This is a genomic window from Pseudomonas sp. EMN2, from assembly GCF_009650555.1.
GTDB lineage: Bacteria > Pseudomonadota > Gammaproteobacteria > Pseudomonadales > Pseudomonadaceae > Aquipseudomonas > Aquipseudomonas sichuanensis.
This window is the reverse complement of sequence record NZ_VZZR01000053.1, coordinates 1-15,764: the sequence shown is the minus strand read 5'-3', so window position 1 is coordinate 15,764 and position 15,764 is coordinate 1. Positions and strand designations below refer to the sequence as shown.

Here is a 15,764-nt window from a genome sequence, read left to right as displayed (position 1 = left end):
GGATTTCCTTACTGCGCGGGAGTCTGCTCGGGCTGCTCCAGCTCGTCTTGCTGTTCGGCCGGCTGGGCGTGCTTGTGCTGCTGGTGCGACTTGCTCGGGCCTTTGCCGTCCTTGCCGTCTTCCGGCAGGTACAGGGGGCCCTTCTGACCGCAGGCCGAAACGAGGCAGGCAACCGCGACCAGCGCCGCGAGGGAGGAAATCAGGCGCTTCATTGGTGAAATCCTTTGAAATAAGCAGTATTGCGCCCGAGTATACCGAGCGACCACCCGATTGCCTATGCAAGGACCGGCCCGCCGGGCGGCGTTATTCTTGAGCTTTCGGTGCCGCTCCTGCGCGGGTAAACCCGCGCCCACGGGAGCGTTGTGGGGGCGGGTTTACCCGCGAAGGGGGCCGCCCAGGCATCCGCTAGTCTTTGCATTCAACTGCTGGCGCCCGTATCTTCCCCGCCTTGCTTGCAACACAGTCATTTTTCGAGGTCCATGCACATGAGTTTGAGCGAAGCGCGTTTCCACGACCTGGTCGACGCGACCCAACAGGCCCTGGAAGACCTGTTCGACGAGAGCGGTCTGGACCTGGACATGGAAAACTCTGCCGGTGTCCTGACCATCAAGTTCGACAACGGCAGCCAGCTGATCTTCAGCCGCCAGGAGCCACTGCGCCAATTGTGGCTGGCGGACAAGTCCGGCGGTTTCCACTTCGACTACGACGAAGAGAACGGCAAGTGGACCTGCGAGAAAACCGAGGAACTGCTCGGCGAGATGCTCGAACGCATCGTCTGGGAACGTGCCGGCGAGAAGCTGGACTTCGACGAAATCTGATATGAGCAGCCAGCCTCGGCCCCCTAAACCGCTGTACAGCAATGTCAGCCCTGCCGTGCCGTCACCCTGCATCAGCGTGTGCCGCCTCGATGAACACAAGGTCTGCACCGGCTGTCATCGCCATGTCGAGCATATCCGCGAGTGGCGTGCGGCCGACGACGACCGGCGCCGGCAGATCTGCCGCGAGGCTCTGGCCCTGAAAGCGCAGGCCCAGGCATAACCCTATTGATGCTGCGGGCTTGAGTATTTGCCCTGCTGTGGTAGTGTCGGGTCTTGCGTCGGTGACGCCACAGCATTCACAAACCCCGCCCTTGGGCGGGGTTTTGCTTTATCTGCCTCAAGCAAATTGCCTGTTCAAAGGAGTCTGACTGGATCATGAGCACCAAGCCTTCCCTCACCCTCACCCGATTGGACGTACAGCGTCTCGAGCGCCTGATCGACAGCCTCGATGAAAGCACCCCGGGTGTGCTCGCCCTGCAGGACGAGCTGGACCGCGCCGAACAGGTGGTCGGTCACGAAGAGGTGCCGGCTGGCGTGGTGACCATGAACTCGCGCGTGCACTGCCGCGAGATCGCCAGCGGCAAGGACTACCACCTGACCCTGGTCTATCCGAAGGACGCCGGCCCGGAAGGCAATGTCTCCATCCTGGCGCCGATCGGTTGTGCGTTGCTGGGGCTGTCGGTGGGTGACCAGATCGACTGGCCGGCCCCCGCTGGCAAGACCCTCAAGCTCGAACTGCTGGCCGTGGAATACCAGCCGGAAGCGGCGGGTGATTTCGACCTCTGACGCAGGCCTTGGGCCTCAGGGCTCCAGCGCCGCCTGCAGTTGCTCCAGGCCATCGTTCAAGGCTTGCTCGAGCTCGCGCTTGTAGCGCAGGCACAGGCTCGTTGAGCCGGGGTCGTCGCCGAGCAGATCGGACAGGTCCAGGTCGGTGATGTAGCAGCGGTAGCTGCTGGCGCCGTGGCGCTGGCGCAGGATCTGCCGGGCGACCACGGCATACAGCTGGTCGCCGTGCTCCAGCTCGGAATACTCCTGTTGATCGCAATAGAGCGTGACGTGCACGGCGCCGCCCGCACCGCCCTGCACAATCGCCTGGACCTCGTAGTAAGGCTGGCTGCGGCCGTCCAGCGGCGCTTGGCGTGGCTCCAGGCTGCGAGCCTTGCCCAGGCCTGAAGGCAGCAACTGGCAATAGGTGATCTCCAGCGCCGCTTGCTGCAGGCTCTCCAGTGGCAGTTGGGCATCGCGGCGGATCACCATCGACTGCAAAAAGCGATGCAGTGGCAACAACAGGTGATGCTCGTCCTGCAGCGCCACGCGCTGCTGCCACAGCACGTTGTGCTCATCCAGCACATACAGGTCGGCCCAGCCATCGAGCAGGCGGTAGAACACCTGGATACAGCCTGGCCGGCCTTGCTCCAGGACCAGCGGCAGGTCGTGGTCCTGCAGCGCGTTGGTGTCCAGGTGCAGTGGGCTGTAGGCGCTGCGGACCTCGCCCAGCGCCGCCAGCACGGCATCGTGGCCGTCGAGGGTAGCCAGGCTGACCTGCCCCGGCAGCAGCTCCAGCACATGGGTGTGCTGGGCCACCTGCAACAGGTAACGGTGGTTGAGGCCTTGGTCGAGCAGCCGTTGCGCGGTCGCGAAGATCTCTTCTACCCGTTGACCGATGGCCTGGGCGCGGTTGTGACAGTAGCAGCGCACCCGCAGCCGCGGGCGGTGGCCACGCCGGCCAAGGCTGTTGAGGTGGTCACGCAGGCAGCGCATCAGGGCATGCTCGCCGTCATAGCGCTGCACCAGCACCTCGTTCCAGCTGTTGAGGGTGATCTGGTCGAGGGTCAGCACCAGGTTTTCGCGCACCCCGGCGTAGCTGAGCGAGTCGGTGCGCTCGGTGGTCATCAGGATGTTCAGGTCGCGGTGGTGGCGCAGCGGGTCGACACCGACGTTGACCAGCAAAAGGATTTCGTCGGCCACGCTCGGTTGCAGCAGGCGAGCCTCACTGACCGTCTCCAGCGGCAGCACGATGCTCTGCTGCAGGCTGCCGATCAGGTTGAACAGCTCGAAATCATTGAGATCGCTTACCCCCGGGTGCAGAGCAATCCGCGTGCTGCTGTCGATCACCCCGTTGCGGTGGGCCCAGGTGAGCAGTTCGAGCAGTTCGCGGCAGCGCTTGATCGGGCTGAAGTGCTCCCATTCGTGCACCCCCAGGTTGCCGTTGTACAGCCCCCAGTGATGCGTGCCGGGCTCCTTGCGGTTGGCCGACTGCACCAGGGTCAGGGTGTCTTCGGCCAGGTCCGGGGCGATACCCGGGTTGATCACTTCGATCTTCCCGGCGCGGCGTTCGAAGGCGGCGTACAGGCGCCGGCCGAGCACGTTGAGTTCGCGCGGGTCGGCGCGGCTGTCGGCCTGTTGGGTGCGGGCAAACTCACTGAGGAAGCGGTAGCTGTGGTTGAGTTCGGCCACCAGCTCACGGCGCTCGACGGCCACCTGGCGCACCTTCCATTGGCTGCGGCTGTCGAGCAGGGCCAGCTGGCGCTCGTCCCAGCCCCACTCCTCGGCCAGCTTCGCCAGCAGGCGGCGTTGCCAGCCACCGCTGCGCGAGGCGAGGTTGCTGAGCTTCTTGTTCACTTTCAGGTACAGGCTGCGCCGCACCCGTTCCAGGCGGGCGGTTTCGCCGCGTTGCAGCAGGTAAGCTTCGATGCGCCGGTAGACCATCACGTAGGGGTCGAGCGCGTCCAGCTCCAGCTGGTTGGCGAACACCGCCTGCTTGAAGTCCAGGCTCAGGCAGCGCACCTGTGGGTGTTCGCTGGCGTAGACCTCGGTGAGCAGCAGCTTGAGCAGCGACTTGTAGGGCGAGTCGATGCCCTTGAACAGCTGCCACAGCCCGGCGCCCACGTATTCCTCCTGGGGAATGTGCGCCAGGTGGCCCAGGTCGATATCGTCACGGGCTCGAATGAAGCGCTTGGACAGCAAGGTCTGGGTGTAGTCGCGGTAGTTGTGCTCCTGGTAGACCGGCACCAGCCACCACAGCGGGGTGCGCCCGGCCAGCCAGATGGCGGTGCGGTAGAACTCGTCGAGCAGCAGGTAGTGCTGGGTGGTGCCGCAGTCGTCCGAGCTGAGCTGGCTGTCGCGCGCGCCCTGCACGAAGCTCTGCGCATCGATCAGGAAGCAGTGCACCTCGGCCCCCTGGCTGGCCGCCCAGGCCTCGAGCAACTGGCATTTGCGCCGCAATTCGCCCAGGGCCTGTTCGCTCAGGTCTGCGGCGTGGCACACCCACACATCCATGTCGCTTTGCTCGGCCTGGGCCAGGGTGCCCAGGCTGCCCATCAGGAACAGCCCGTGGATGGGTTGCGGTGGGTTGCCGTGGCGGGCCTTGTAGGTGAACGAGCGGGTCAGGCGCTGGGCTTCGGCCAACAATTCGGCATCGGGCTCGAAGCCCGAGACACCGGCGGGCGTGGTACCCGATACATAGCCTGGCAGCAGTGGATGGTTGACGTGGAAGAACAGCGGCAACAGCGTGATGACCTGTTGCTGGCGCGTCGACAGCCCTTCCATGGCGCGCCCCAGGCGCCCCTGGCTGACCTTCAGGAAGCGCGCACGCAGCCGCGACAGCTCCTTGCGGTCGATGCCTTGGGCGATGTCGGGGCGAATTTCGTGAGGGTGGTTCATTGCGCACTCAGGCGGGCTGCGGAGCAGTGGCGAGTTTAGCCTGAGTGATGCGGTCGGATAAGGGGTTGGTGGCTTTTTGGCGTCAGATTTACAGCGCCTGTTTGCGGCATATCGCGGGGCAAGCCCGCTCCCACGAGACGTGAGGGCGGGCTTGGCGAAATCAGGCCGGCTGTGGCGCCTTGAGGATGGTCAGGAGCAACTGGACGCTTTCGGCGGCATCGTTGCCCAGGCTGGTGAGGTAGCCACCATCCGGCTGGTCGGTGAGCTCTTTTTCATACAGGCGCTGGGCAGCGGCGATAAGGGCGGGGGAGGCATGGCTGCCAACCTTGATGCCTTCCTGGTGATTGCCCAGGTTGAACAGGGCGAGTACTTCCAGTTCGGCGATCAGTTCGGGGGTGAAGGACATAGGGCGACTCCTGACTTCCAGACAAGGATGAAGTCAGGAGTGTAGTCAGGGTTACTCGATGTCGCCTTGATCCGCCTCAGGTGGCAGCTCCGGCAGGGCGCGCAGGGCGGTTTCGTACCACTCGGTGTCGAACGCACGGTCTTCGTCGAGCATGGCGTCGATCTCGATGGCCAGCACGTGGGCCATGAGGTTGAGGATGTCTTCACGCTCGTAGCCGACCAGGGTCAGCTTGTTGAACGTGGCCTTGGCCGCGGGCGGTTCGCCGCTTTCGATCTGGTTTTCGATGGCCTGGGTCAGTGTGGCCTCGGCGAAGTCTTCTTCATCATTGCTGTCGATGTCTTGGGGTTCGCTCATGGCGGTGCTCCTGTGGTGAGGCGCACAGTGTGCCATGCCCGCTTCGGCAATGCCCGGCCATCGACCGCGCCCATGACGCTGGCCATGGTTGGGTAAGGGCGCTATAACAGCCCGGCCATCCCCACACGGCCTGGAGGCTGTCTCAATGCTCAAGCTTCATGGATTCGCGGTCAGCAACTACTACAACATGGTCAAGCTGGCGCTGCTGGAGAAAGGCTTGCCGTTCGAAGAGGTACTGTTCTTCGGCGGCCAGGCGCCCCAGGCCCTGGCGGTGAGCCCGCGCGGCAAGGTGCCGGTGCTGGAGACCGAGCATGGTCTTCTCAGCGAGACCGGTGTGATCCTCGACTACATCGAGCAGACCCAGCCCGGCAAGGCGCTGCTGCCCGCCGATGCCTTCGGCCAGGCCAAGGTCCGTGAGCTGCTCAGGGAAATCGAGCTGTATATCGAGCTGCCGGCGCGTACCTGCTATGCCGAGGCGTTCTTCGGCGCGGCGGTGGAGCCGCTGATCAAGGAGCGGGCGCGGGCCGACCTGCTGGCAGGCTTTGCCACCCTCAAGCGCAATGGCAAGTTCGCGCCTTATGTGGCGGGTGAGCAGCTGACTATCGCCGACCTGATGTTCGCCTTCTCGGTGGACCTGGCTTGTCTGGTGGGCAAGAAGGTGCTGAACATCGATTTCCTGGAGGACTTCCCGCAAGCGAAGGCGCTGCTGCGGTTGCTGGGCGACAACCCGCATATGGCGCGGATCGTGGCGGACAAGGACGTGGCGATGCCGGCGTTCCTGGAAATGGTTAAAAGCGGCAAGCGCTAAGGCCGGAAACGATCGCGGGGCATGCCCGCTCCCACACCTTTCATAGAAGGCGTGGGAGCGGGCATGCCCCGCGACTGGTCCTACGGCTAATCGCTTAACGCGAAGCCAGCAACGCCTTGCCGCGCACCACGGCTGCACGCACCTGCGCCGGCGCGGTACCGCCGATGTGGTTACGGGCATTGACCGAGCCTTCCAGCGTCAATACGGCAAACACGTCCTGCTCGATCTGGTCGCTGAACTGGCGCAGCTCGTCCAGGCTCATTTCGGCCAGGTCCTTGCCAGTGTCGACGCCATATTTCACGGCATGGCCAACGATCTCGTGGCAATCACGGAACGGCAGGCCACGGCGCACCAGGTAGTCGGCCAGGTCGGTGGCGGTGGAGAAGCCGCGCAGGGCCGCTTCACGCATGATCGCGTGCTTGGGCTTGATCGCCGGGATCATGTCGGCAAAGGCGCGCAGCGAGTCGCGCAGGGTGTCGGCGGCGTCGAACAGCGGCTCTTTGTCTTCCTGGTTGTCCTTGTTGTAGGCCAGCGGCTGGCCTTTCATCAGGGTCAACAGGCCGGTCAGGGCGCCGAACACACGGCCGCTCTTGCCACGCACCAGCTCGGGTACGTCCGGGTTCTTCTTCTGCGGCATGATCGAGCTGCCGGTGCAGAAGCGATCGGGCAGGTCGATGAACTGGAACTGGGCGCTGGTCCACAGCACCAGCTCTTCGGAGAAGCGCGACAAGTGCATCATCGCGATGCTGGCGGCAGCGCAGAATTCGATGGCGAAGTCGCGGTCCGAAACGCCGTCCAGCGAGTTGCCGGCCACGGCTTCGAAGCCCAGCAGCTTGCAGGTCAGTTCGCGGTCGATCGGGTAGGTGGTGCCGGCCAGCGCAGCGCTGCCCAGGGGCATGCGGTTGGCGCGTTTGCGGCAGTCGACCAGGCGCTCGTAGTCACGGCTGAGCATTTCGAACCAGGCCAGCAGATGGTGGCCGAAGGTCACCGGCTGGGCGGTCTGCAGGTGGGTGAAGCCGGGCATGATGGTCTCGGCTTCGCGCTCGGCCTGCTCCAGCAGGCCCTGCTGCAGGCGGGTGATCTCGGCCAGGATCAGGTCGATCTCGTCGCGCAGCCACAGGCGGATGTCGGTGGCTACCTGGTCGTTGCGGCTACGGCCGGTGTGCAGCTTCTTGCCGGTGATGCCGATGCGGTCGGTCAGGCGTGCCTCGATGTTCATGTGCACGTCTTCCAGGTCGACGCGCCAGTCGAAACTGCCGGCCTCGATCTCGCCCTGGATGGTCTTCAGGCCATCGATGATGGTGTCGCGCTCGGCATCGCTGAGCACGCCGACCTGCGCCAGCATGGTGGCGTGGGCGATCGAACCCATGATGTCGTGGCGGTACAGGCGCTTGTCGAAATCGACCGAGGCGGTGAAACGGGCGACGAAGGCGTCGACGGGCTCACTGAAGCGGCCGCCCCAGGACTGATTGGTCTTGTCGGTGCTCATGGATTCACTCGTTGAAGGCGTGAACGAAAAAAGTGCCGCGATCATAGCAGGGTTGCGCCCGCCACCGCAGGGGCGCTGGTCGAGAGAATCGTCTGATAGGGCGGGTGCATGGCAGATTCAACGATTGAACGGCAGTGTTCCACGGACCGTCTACAGTTGGACAAAGGACTGGCGGTGAATCTGCCAGGCCAGTGAATCTTTGGCCTTCGCACCGGTCTGTAGCGTGACCGCTTACCAGTCACCCCACACCTGTCTACGCTATACCCGTGCGAGACTCACTCAGGAATCCAGCGCAATTATGAATGTCCTGATCGTTGATGACGAACCCCAAGCCCGCGAACGCCTGAGCCGGCTGCTCGGCGAGCTGGAGGGCTACACCGTGATGGAGCCCAGCGCCACCAACGGCGAGGAGGCCCTGGCATTGATCGAAAGCCTCAAGCCCGACGTGGTGTTGCTCGATATCGGCATGCCGGGCCTCGATGGCCTGCAGGTCGCCGCGCGGCTGTGCGAGCGCGAGGCGCCGCCTGCCGTGGTGTTCTGCACCGGCGATGATGAATACGGCAGCCAGGCTTTCAAGGAAAGCACCCTCAGCCATGTCGACAAGCCGATCCAGCCCCAGACCTTGCGCGACGCGCTGCGCCGCGCAGAAAAACCCAATCGCGCCCAGTTGGCGGCCTTGACCCGGCCTGCCGGTGAAACCGGCGGCCCACGCAGCCACATCAGTGCCCGCACGCGCAAGGGCATCGAGCTGATCCCCCTGCCGCAGGTCATCTATTTCATCGCCGATCACAAGTACGTCACCCTGCGCCACGAGGCCGGCGAGGTCCTGCTCGATGAACCGCTCAAGGCGCTGGAGGACGAGTTCGGCGAGCGCTTCGTGCGTATCCACCGCAACGCCCTGGTGGCCCGCGAGCGCATCGAGCGCCTGCAACGCACGCCGCTTGGGCATTTCCAGCTCTATCTCAAAGGCCTGGACGGCGACGCGCTGACCGTCAGCCGGCGCCATGTGGCCGGCGTGCGCAAGATGATGCAATCGCTGCACTGAGACCTTCCCGATTCTTTCGCGGGTAAACCCGCTCCCACAGGATTGATCGCAATCCTGTGGGAGCGGGTTTACCCGCGAAAGGGCCAGCACGGATTGCTGATCTGAATCTGCGGGCACAACTGGAGGAGCTGTTATCATCAGCGGCATTTCTCTGGCTCGGGGCGTTTCATGTCCACTCGCGAAATCCGTATTGCCACCCGTAAAAGTGCCTTGGCCCTGTGGCAGGCCGAATACGTAAAAGCCCGCCTGGAGCAGGCCCACCCTGGCCTGCTGGTCACCCTGGTGCCGATGGTCAGCCGCGGTGACAAGCTGCTCGACGCGCCGCTGGCGAAGATCGGCGGCAAGGGCCTGTTCGTCAAGGAACTGGAAACCGCCCTGCTCGACAACGAAGCCGACATCGCCGTGCACTCGATGAAGGACGTGCCCATGGACTTCCCCGAAGGCCTGGGCCTGTACTGCATCTGCGAGCGTGAAGACCCGCGCGATGCCTTCGTTTCCAATACCTTCCAAAGCCTCGACGCCCTGCCGGCCGGCAGCATCGTCGGCACCTCCAGCCTGCGTCGCCAGGCCCAGTTGCTGGCGCGCCGCCCCGACCTTCAGATCCGCTTCCTGCGCGGCAACGTCAACACCCGCCTGGCCAAGCTCGACGCCGGCGAGTACGACGCCATCATTCTCGCCGCCGCCGGCCTGATCCGCCTGGGCTTCGAGGACCGCATCACCGACACCATCAGCGTCGACGACAGCCTGCCGGCCGGTGGCCAGGGTGCGGTGGGCATCGAGTGCCGCAGCGCCGACAGCGAGATCCATGCGCTGCTGGCGCCGCTGCACCATGTTGATACCGCCGACCGGGTGGTTGCCGAACGTGCCCTGAACAAGCGCCTGAACGGTGGTTGCCAGGTGCCCATCGCCTGCTACGCGGTGCTCGAGGGCGAGCAGTTGTGGCTGCGTGGCCTGGTCGGCCAGCCATCCGGCGGCACCCTGCTGGTGGCCGATGCCCGCGCCCCGCGCGCCAACGCCGAGGCGCTGGGCGTGCAGGTTGCCGAGGACCTGCTCGGCCAGGGCGCCGAGGCGATCCTCAAGGAAGTCTACGGCGAGGCCGGCCACCCGTGAGCCCCTGGCGCCTGCTGCTGACCCGCCCTGAAGAGGACTGTGCGGCACTGGCGCAGTCACTGGCAGAGGCGGGCATCGCCAGTGCCAGCCTGCCGTTGCTGGCGATCGAAGCGATAGAGCCGGACACGGCGCAGCTCCAGCGCCTGCGCGGCATCGCCCAGGTGCAGGCGATCATCGTGGTGAGCAAGCCGGCTGCGCGCCTGCTGCTCGAGCAGCTCGACCAGGCCGGCATCGTGCCACCGCCTGCGGGCTGGTTCACGGTGGGCGAGGCGACGGCGCGAGTCCTCCAGGGCCGCGGGCTGCAGGTAACCTTCCCGGCGAGCGGCGATGACAGCGAGGCCTTGCTTGGCCTGCCGGCCCTGCGCGAGGCCATCGCGCGGCCTGTGCCCCGTGTCCTGATCGTCCGTGGCGTGGGAGGTCGCGAACTGCTGGCCGAGCGTCTTGCGGAGCAAGGTGCTAGTGTCGATTATCTGGAACTGTATCGCCGCTGCCTGCCGCACTATCCGGCGGGCACGCTGGCGCGCCGCGTCGATGGGGAACGCCTCAATGGCCTGGTGGTCAGCAGTGGGCAGGGTCTTGAACACTTGCAGCAGATAGCGGGAACGGACTGGCCACGGCTTTCATGCCTGCCCTTGTTCGTGCCCAGCCCGCGGGTCGCCGAACAGGCCCGCGCGTTGGGCGCCCGACAGATTGTGGATTGCCGTGGCGCCAGTGCCGCGGCCTTGCTGGCAGCCGTGCAGCGAACCGCTGTACCTGCCCCTTAAGGCGCTAAGCTTGAGCGATGCGCCGCCATGCAAAGGATGGATACGTGAGCGAAACGGTCTTGCCCCACACTGAACAGAAATCGGTGCCCGAGGCGCCGCAAACCACTACCGAACCCGCTCGACGCTCAGGCAGCGGCGTGGCGGTGCTGGCCCTGCTGCTGGGCGCCGCCGGGGTCGCGATCGGCGGCTGGGGTGCCTGGCAGGTGCGCCAGTTGCAAGGCAGCGAACAGGGCCAGGGCGAGCACCTGCAAGCGCTCAACCAGCGGGCCGATGCGTTGCAGCAACGCGAGCAGCAGCTCACCGCACAACTGGCCAGCCTGCCCGCAGCCAGCGAGCTGGAGGACCGTCGGCGGCTGGTGGCGCAACTGCAGGGCGACCAGCAGCGCCTGAGCCAGCGCCTTGAAACCGCGCTCGGCGAAAGCCGCAAGGAATGGCGCCTGGCCGAGGCCGAACACTTGCTGCGCCTGGCCACGCTGCGCCTTTCGGCACTGCAGGACATCGCCAGCGCCAAGGCGCTGGTCGAGGGCGCCGACGAGATCCTCCGCGAGCAGAGCGACCCAGGGGCCTTCGCCGCCCGCGAACAACTGGCGCGCAGCCTGGCCACGCTCAACAGCACCCAGCAGCCGGACCGCACCGGGCTGTTCCTCAAGCTCGCCGCCCAGCGTGAACAAGTGCAGCAGCTCAGTGCCCAGTCGCCGGAGTTCGAGAGTAACGCCGATGCCATGGGCGCACTCACCGCCGACGGTGACGGCGCCAGCCGCTGGTCGCAGTGGTGGGCGGAGCTCTCCAAGTACTTCCAGATCGAGTTCAACGCCGACGACAACGTGCGCCCGCTGCTGTCCGGGCAGTCGCTCAACCAATTGCGCCTGGCGCTCAGCCTGACCATCGAGCAGGCCCAGTGGGCCGCGCTCAACGGCGAAGCCAAGGTCTACACCCAGGCGCTGGACGATGCGCGCAGCGTGCTGCTGGCCAACTTCAACCCCGATAACCCGCAAAGCAAAGCCATGCTCGACAGCCTCAACCAGCTGGCCGAGCAACCGGTGTCGGTGGTGACCCCAGACCTCAGCGAGAGCCTGGCCGCCGTGCAGGCCTACATCCAGCGTCGCCACCTGCCGGCCGAAGCTGAAGGGGCCAAGCCATGAAGCGCGTCTACCTGCTGGCGGTGCTGGCGATCGTCGTCGCCGCAGCGCTGGGCATCGCCATCGCCAAGCACAGCGGCTACGTGCTGATCGCCTACGGCGGCTTCCGCTATCAGTCGGGGCTGTGGGCGGCACTGGGGGCGCTGGTCGGCATCGTCGTGTTGCTGCTGGTGCTGCGCTACCTGGTCGGGCTGGTGCTGACCTCCAGTGGCGTGGTCAACCCCTGGTCGCGGCGCAACCGTGGCCGACGTACCCGGATCGCCATCGAGCAAGGCCAGCTGGACCTGGCCGAAGGGCGCTGGAGCAGCGCCCAGCGCCATCTGCAGCGCGCCGCCGAATCCGAACGGCAACCCCTGCTTTACTACCTTGGCGCCGCCCGCGCCGCCAACGAGCAGGGCCGTGTCGAAGACCGCGACAACCTGCTCGAGCGTGCGCTGGAGCGTCAGCCCCAGGCCGAACTGGCCATTGCCCTGACTCATGCCCAGTTGCAGATGGACCGTGGTGAAAGCGAGGGCGCACTCGAAGCGCTGCAGGCCATGCAGGAGCGTCACCCGAACAACGCCCAGGTATTGCGCCTGCTGCAGCGTCTGCACCTGGAGCGCGATGACTGGCCGGCGCTGATCCGTTTGCTGCCCGACCTGCGCAAGCACAAGGTGCTGCCGGCCAACGAGCTGGCAGAGCTCGAGCGGCGCGCCTGGGGCCAGAACCTTGGCCTGGCGGTCACCCGTGGCACCGACCCACAGACCGCGCGCCAGGCGCTGGAGCGTGCCTGGCAGCAGCTCACCGCGGCGCAGCGCCAGGAGCCAGGGCTGGTGCTGGCCTACGCCGAGCAGTTGCGCCAGCTGGGTGCCCAGGGCGAGGCCGAGCAGGTGTTGCTCGGCGCGCTCAAGCGCAATTACGAAAGCCACCTGGCGCGCCTTTACGGCTTGGTGCGCGGTGATGACCCGGCGCGGCAACTACAGGCTGCCGAGGGCTGGTTGAAAGACCATTCGCAGGACCCCAGCCTGCTGCTGACCCTCGGCCGCCTGAGCCTGCAAAACCGCTTGTGGGGCAAGGCCCGTGATTACCTGGAAAGCAGCCTGCGGCTGCAGCGCAACCCGGAAACCTGCGCCGAACTGGCGCGGTTGCTGGCCGGGCTGGGCGAGACCGAGCGCAGCAACCAGTTGTTCCAGGAGGGGCTGGGGCTGCTCGACGAGCGCCTGCTGGCCCTGCCGCTGCCCGAGGGCGTTCAGGCCTGATAGCTTGCCAAGCCCGCACGCTGGTGCGGGCTTGGCAAGCTGTTTCACATCTTCATGTGGTTGAGTGACTTTTCTCCGCCAGTCGCCGGATTATTCCTACCTTACGCAGCATTGATTCGTTGCTAATCAGCGACTTGTCCCCGCTGTAGCGCCTTGATACAAAGCGCCCCTTTCCTCTACCGTTTCAAGTCACTTTTTCCTTTCGCGGACATCCATTGCCCATGTCGCTGGCCTGCTTGCGCAGCTTGTTTCTTCCCGCTTTCCTGGCCTCGTTCGCCATGCTGGTGGCGTCGTTTCGCCTGGAGTCCATCGTTGGCCTGGTGCCTTGCGCGCTGTGCTTCAGCCAGCGCCTGATGCTCGGGCTGTACGCGCTGATCAGCCTGATGGCAGTCATTCATTTGCCGGGGGTACGCGGCCTGCGCGGTTATGCGTGGCTGACGCTGCTGTGCGCGCTCGGCGGCGCGCTGCTGGCCGGGCGGCATGTCTGGTTGCAAGGCGAGCAGCTGCCGGTGGTGGATTGCCATCTGCCGGTGACGCAGCTGCTGCAGCTGCCGATTGGCGAAATCGCCAGCTTGCTGTTGCTCGGTAGCCCGGATTGCGTATCCATCAGCTGGAGCTTCCTCGACCTGACCTTGCCGGAGTGGAGCCTGCTGGCATTCCTGCTGCTCGCTGCATTGCCGCTGTCGTGGCTACTGGCGTATCGGCTGCGCCAGGGCGCGGCGGGTTGATCCAACGCAATGCGCAAGGTATTGCTCGACCAACGGTGTGTGGGAAAGGGATTAAACGCTTGTATGAACTTTGTGTGCTGCGTACCTTGAAGGCCAAGTCGCACGGGAATAATCTCCCAGCACGGATACCGAAATCACAACTGCACGATGCCGTCCTGCTGATGTCACCTTTGTGCCACGCACTTGTGTCGCGAGGTGCAGCGGCATCTACCCAGAAGGGAAGAGATCGCCATGCTCGATAGTTGCCAGAACGCCCAGGAACGCTGGGGCGGTGTTCACAAGCTGATCGATCGTTGGCTGGAGGAGCGCCAGGAATTGGTGCAAGCCTTCCGCGCCTTGCGCGATGCCAAGCCGGCCTTTGCCGACAAGGACAAGAGCCGAGAGTTCTGCGCGGTGCTGGTCGATTACGTATCGGCCTGGCACTTCGAAGTGTGTGAGCAGTTGGTGGCCGAAGCCAAGGCATTCGACGACGAGAAAGCCCTCAAGCTGGCAGAAGAGATCAACCCTCGCATCAATGACATCACTCAGATCGCCTTGGCGTTCAACGACCATTGCGAGAAGGGCGAGTGCACCGACCCCGAACGCTTCGCGGAAAAACAAGGCAAGCTAGGCAGCCTACTGCACGAGCGTTTCGAGCTGGAAGACTGCCTGATCGAAGTGCTGCACAACGCGCACAAGGTCGAGGACGCGGTGCAGGCCTGATTCAGTCGGCCACGGCCAGCAGTTCGATCTCGAACACCAGGGGGGTGTAGGGCGCGATCAGGTCGCCCGCACCTTCGGCGCCATAGGCTTGCGCCGAAGGGATCACCAGCCGCCATTTCGACCCCGCCTTCATTTTTGGCAGTGCCACCTGCCAGCCCTCGATGACCGAGTTGAGCTTGAACCACTGCGGTTTCTCGCTCTGGTCGAACACTGTGCCATCCGGCAGCTTGCCCACATACCGCACCTGCACGCTGCCGCTGGCTTTGGGTTGTGCGCCAGCGCCGCTGGCCAGCTCGCTGTAGAGGATGCCCTCGGGCAATTCGTGTACACCCGCACGCGCACGTTCCGCGGCCATGAAGCGTTTTTCAGCGGCCAGTTGCTTGTCAACTTCGGCTTGTTGGGCGGCGGCGCTGGCCTGTTCATCGTGCTGTTGCAGAATGGCTTGCATGCGCGATTTGTCGATGCGCGGCGGCTGACCCTGATAGGCCTGGCGCAGCCCTTCGACCAGCGCATCGAGTTGCAGGCCAGGCACTTCCTGGCGCAGCCGTTCGCCCAGGCTGGCGCCGATGCTGTAGGCCAGGTCGTTGTCGGTATTACTTTCGGGGGCGGCCAGCGCAAGCGGGGCCGCCAGGCACAAGCCGAGCATCAGATAACGTGGCATGGTCGAGTCCTGCTGCAGTGAGGGCGAAGTATGCCAGCCTTGTTAGCGGAATATGTGTAAATGTCCGCAATACAATAATGACCAACTACACTTGTTTTTTGCTGCAAGACAACAACTTTGCCCAGGCATGCAACGCGGCGCTACTGATACTGTCAACATGCCCTAGCGGCGGTAGCAGCAGAAGCATAGTATGAGCCGCACTCTCGTCAGCCAGGAGGTAAATCATGTCGGCTAAAAAGAAGCCAGTCAGTACGCCATTGCACCTGCTTCAGCAACTTTCGGGCAGCCTGCTCGAACATCTGGAAGATGCCTGCTCTCAAGCGCTGGCGGATGCCGAGAAACTGTTGGCCAAGTTGGAAAAACAACGCGGCAAGGCCCAGGAAAAACTGCACGGTGCCCGCCTGAAGTTGCAGGACGCTGCCAAGGCCGGCAAAGCCAAGGCACAAGGCAAGGCACAGAAAGCCGCTGGTGAACTTGAAGGCCTGCTCGAGTCGCTCAAGGATCGCCAGGCGCAGACCCGTACTTATATTCAGCAACTCAAGCGTGATGCGCAGGAAAGCCTGAAACTGGCCCAGGGCGTCGGCAAGGTGCGCGAAGCAGCGGGCAAGGCGCTCGACCTGCGCGCCGCAGCGCCAAAAGCTGCTGCCAAGTCGGCCGCCAAACCAGCTGCTGCCAAAGCCCCGGCCAGAACTGCCGCCGCCAAACCGGCCGCCAAACCTGCCGCCGCCAAAGCCCCAGCTAGAGCTGCCGCTGCCAAGCCGGCCGCCAAACCTGCTGCTGCCAAGGCCCCGGCCAAAACTGCCGCCGCCAAGCCGGCCGCCAAACCTGCTGCTGCCAAG

Annotated in this window: 18 protein-coding genes; 12 read left to right on the top strand and 6 right to left on the bottom strand. The window is 64.8% G+C overall.

Annotated elements, in window-relative coordinates:
* Positions 1–8: 8 nt before the first annotated feature.
* Positions 9–212 carry a lipoprotein gene (locus F6X61_RS16590; RefSeq protein WP_153787525.1) on the bottom strand — a complete coding sequence of 68 codons (204 nt, stop codon included), beginning with the start codon at positions 210–212 and terminating at the stop codon, positions 9–11.
* Between the two features lie 273 nt (positions 213–485).
* Between F6X61_RS16590 and cyaY the strand changes: the two genes are divergently transcribed.
* The 3 genes from cyaY (at position 486) to rnk (ending at position 1,604) form a co-directional block, all read left to right on the top strand.
* Complete coding sequence (gene cyaY, locus F6X61_RS16585; protein ID WP_153787524.1) at positions 486–818, top strand: iron donor protein CyaY; 333 nt, start codon at positions 486–488, stop codon at positions 816–818.
* Position 819: 1 nt separating this feature from the next.
* Positions 820–1,038, top strand: a complete 219-nt coding sequence (locus F6X61_RS16580) for a DUF1289 domain-containing protein (RefSeq protein ID WP_153787523.1) — start codon at positions 820–822, stop codon at positions 1,036–1,038.
* 155 nt (positions 1,039–1,193) lie between these two features.
* Entirely contained in the window at positions 1,194–1,604 is a 411-nt protein-coding gene (gene rnk / locus F6X61_RS16575; protein WP_153787522.1) for a nucleoside diphosphate kinase regulator, read from the top strand.
* A gap of 15 nt (positions 1,605–1,619) precedes the next feature.
* On the opposite strand, the gene F6X61_RS16570 is transcribed toward rnk, so the two are convergent.
* From F6X61_RS16570 to F6X61_RS16560, 3 genes are all read right to left on the bottom strand, one after another.
* Positions 1,620–4,481, bottom strand: a complete 2,862-nt coding sequence (locus F6X61_RS16570; protein ID WP_153787521.1) for a class I adenylate cyclase — start codon at positions 4,479–4,481, stop codon at positions 1,620–1,622.
* 160 nt (positions 4,482–4,641) lie between these two features.
* On the bottom strand, positions 4,642–4,887 hold the full coding sequence (locus F6X61_RS16565; RefSeq protein WP_153787520.1) for a TIGR02647 family protein: 246 nt from the start codon (positions 4,885–4,887) through the stop codon (positions 4,642–4,644).
* 51 nt (positions 4,888–4,938) lie between these two features.
* Positions 4,939–5,241: a hypothetical protein gene (locus F6X61_RS16560; RefSeq protein ID WP_110996528.1), complete on the bottom strand. Its 303-nt coding sequence runs from the start codon at positions 5,239–5,241 to the stop codon at positions 4,939–4,941.
* Positions 5,242–5,386: 145 nt separating this feature from the next.
* Between F6X61_RS16560 and F6X61_RS16555 the strand changes: the two genes are divergently transcribed.
* Complete coding sequence (locus F6X61_RS16555; protein WP_153787519.1) at positions 5,387–6,049, top strand: glutathione S-transferase; 663 nt, start codon at positions 5,387–5,389, stop codon at positions 6,047–6,049.
* Positions 6,050–6,143: 94 nt separating this feature from the next.
* On the opposite strand, the gene argH is transcribed toward F6X61_RS16555, so the two are convergent.
* Positions 6,144–7,538, bottom strand: coding sequence for an argininosuccinate lyase (gene argH / locus F6X61_RS16550; RefSeq protein ID WP_153787518.1), 1,395 nt, complete (start codon positions 7,536–7,538; stop codon positions 6,144–6,146).
* A 298-nt stretch (positions 7,539–7,836) separates the two neighbouring features.
* Here argH and F6X61_RS16545 point away from each other — a divergent pair, with 298 nt between their 5' ends.
* The 7 genes from F6X61_RS16545 (at position 7,837) to rsd (ending at position 14,264) form a co-directional block, all read left to right on the top strand.
* The gene (locus tag F6X61_RS16545; protein ID WP_153787517.1) at positions 7,837–8,583 is read left to right on the top strand and encodes a LytTR family DNA-binding domain-containing protein; all 747 of its coding nucleotides are present in this window, start codon (positions 7,837–7,839) and stop codon (positions 8,581–8,583) included.
* 168 nt (positions 8,584–8,751) lie between these two features.
* Positions 8,752–9,693 (top strand): hydroxymethylbilane synthase, encoded by a 942-nt coding sequence (hemC, locus tag F6X61_RS16540; protein ID WP_153787516.1) that lies wholly within the window; start codon positions 8,752–8,754, stop codon positions 9,691–9,693.
* A complete protein-coding gene (locus F6X61_RS16535) occupies positions 9,690–10,457 on the top strand; it encodes a uroporphyrinogen-III synthase (protein ID WP_153787515.1) in 768 nt (255 codons plus the stop codon). Before hemC ends, F6X61_RS16535 begins: the two co-directional genes overlap by 4 nt.
* Positions 10,458–10,501: 44 nt before the next feature.
* On the top strand, positions 10,502–11,599 hold the full coding sequence (locus F6X61_RS16530) for a uroporphyrinogen-III C-methyltransferase (protein ID WP_153787514.1): 1,098 nt from the start codon (positions 10,502–10,504) through the stop codon (positions 11,597–11,599).
* A complete protein-coding gene (locus F6X61_RS16525; RefSeq protein ID WP_125462134.1) occupies positions 11,596–12,834 on the top strand; it encodes a heme biosynthesis HemY N-terminal domain-containing protein in 1,239 nt (412 codons plus the stop codon). Before F6X61_RS16530 ends, F6X61_RS16525 begins: the two co-directional genes overlap by 4 nt.
* A 221-nt stretch (positions 12,835–13,055) precedes the next feature.
* Positions 13,056–13,562, top strand: coding sequence for a disulfide bond formation protein B (locus F6X61_RS16520; RefSeq protein ID WP_153787513.1), 507 nt, complete (start codon positions 13,056–13,058; stop codon positions 13,560–13,562).
* Positions 13,563–13,793: 231 nt separating this feature from the next.
* A complete protein-coding gene (gene rsd, locus F6X61_RS16515) occupies positions 13,794–14,264 on the top strand; it encodes a sigma D regulator (RefSeq protein WP_153787512.1) in 471 nt (156 codons plus the stop codon).
* Between the two features lies 1 nt (position 14,265).
* On the opposite strand, the gene F6X61_RS16510 is transcribed toward rsd, so the two are convergent.
* Positions 14,266–14,925 carry an FKBP-type peptidyl-prolyl cis-trans isomerase gene (locus F6X61_RS16510; RefSeq protein ID WP_153787511.1) on the bottom strand — a complete coding sequence of 220 codons (660 nt, stop codon included), beginning with the start codon at positions 14,923–14,925 and terminating at the stop codon, positions 14,266–14,268.
* Positions 14,926–15,149: 224 nt separating this feature from the next.
* On the opposite strand from F6X61_RS16510, the gene F6X61_RS16505 reads away from it, so the two are divergent.
* The coding region (locus F6X61_RS16505) for an AlgP family protein (protein ID WP_218575542.1) at positions 15,150–15,764 on the top strand (615 nt) is incomplete at its 3' end.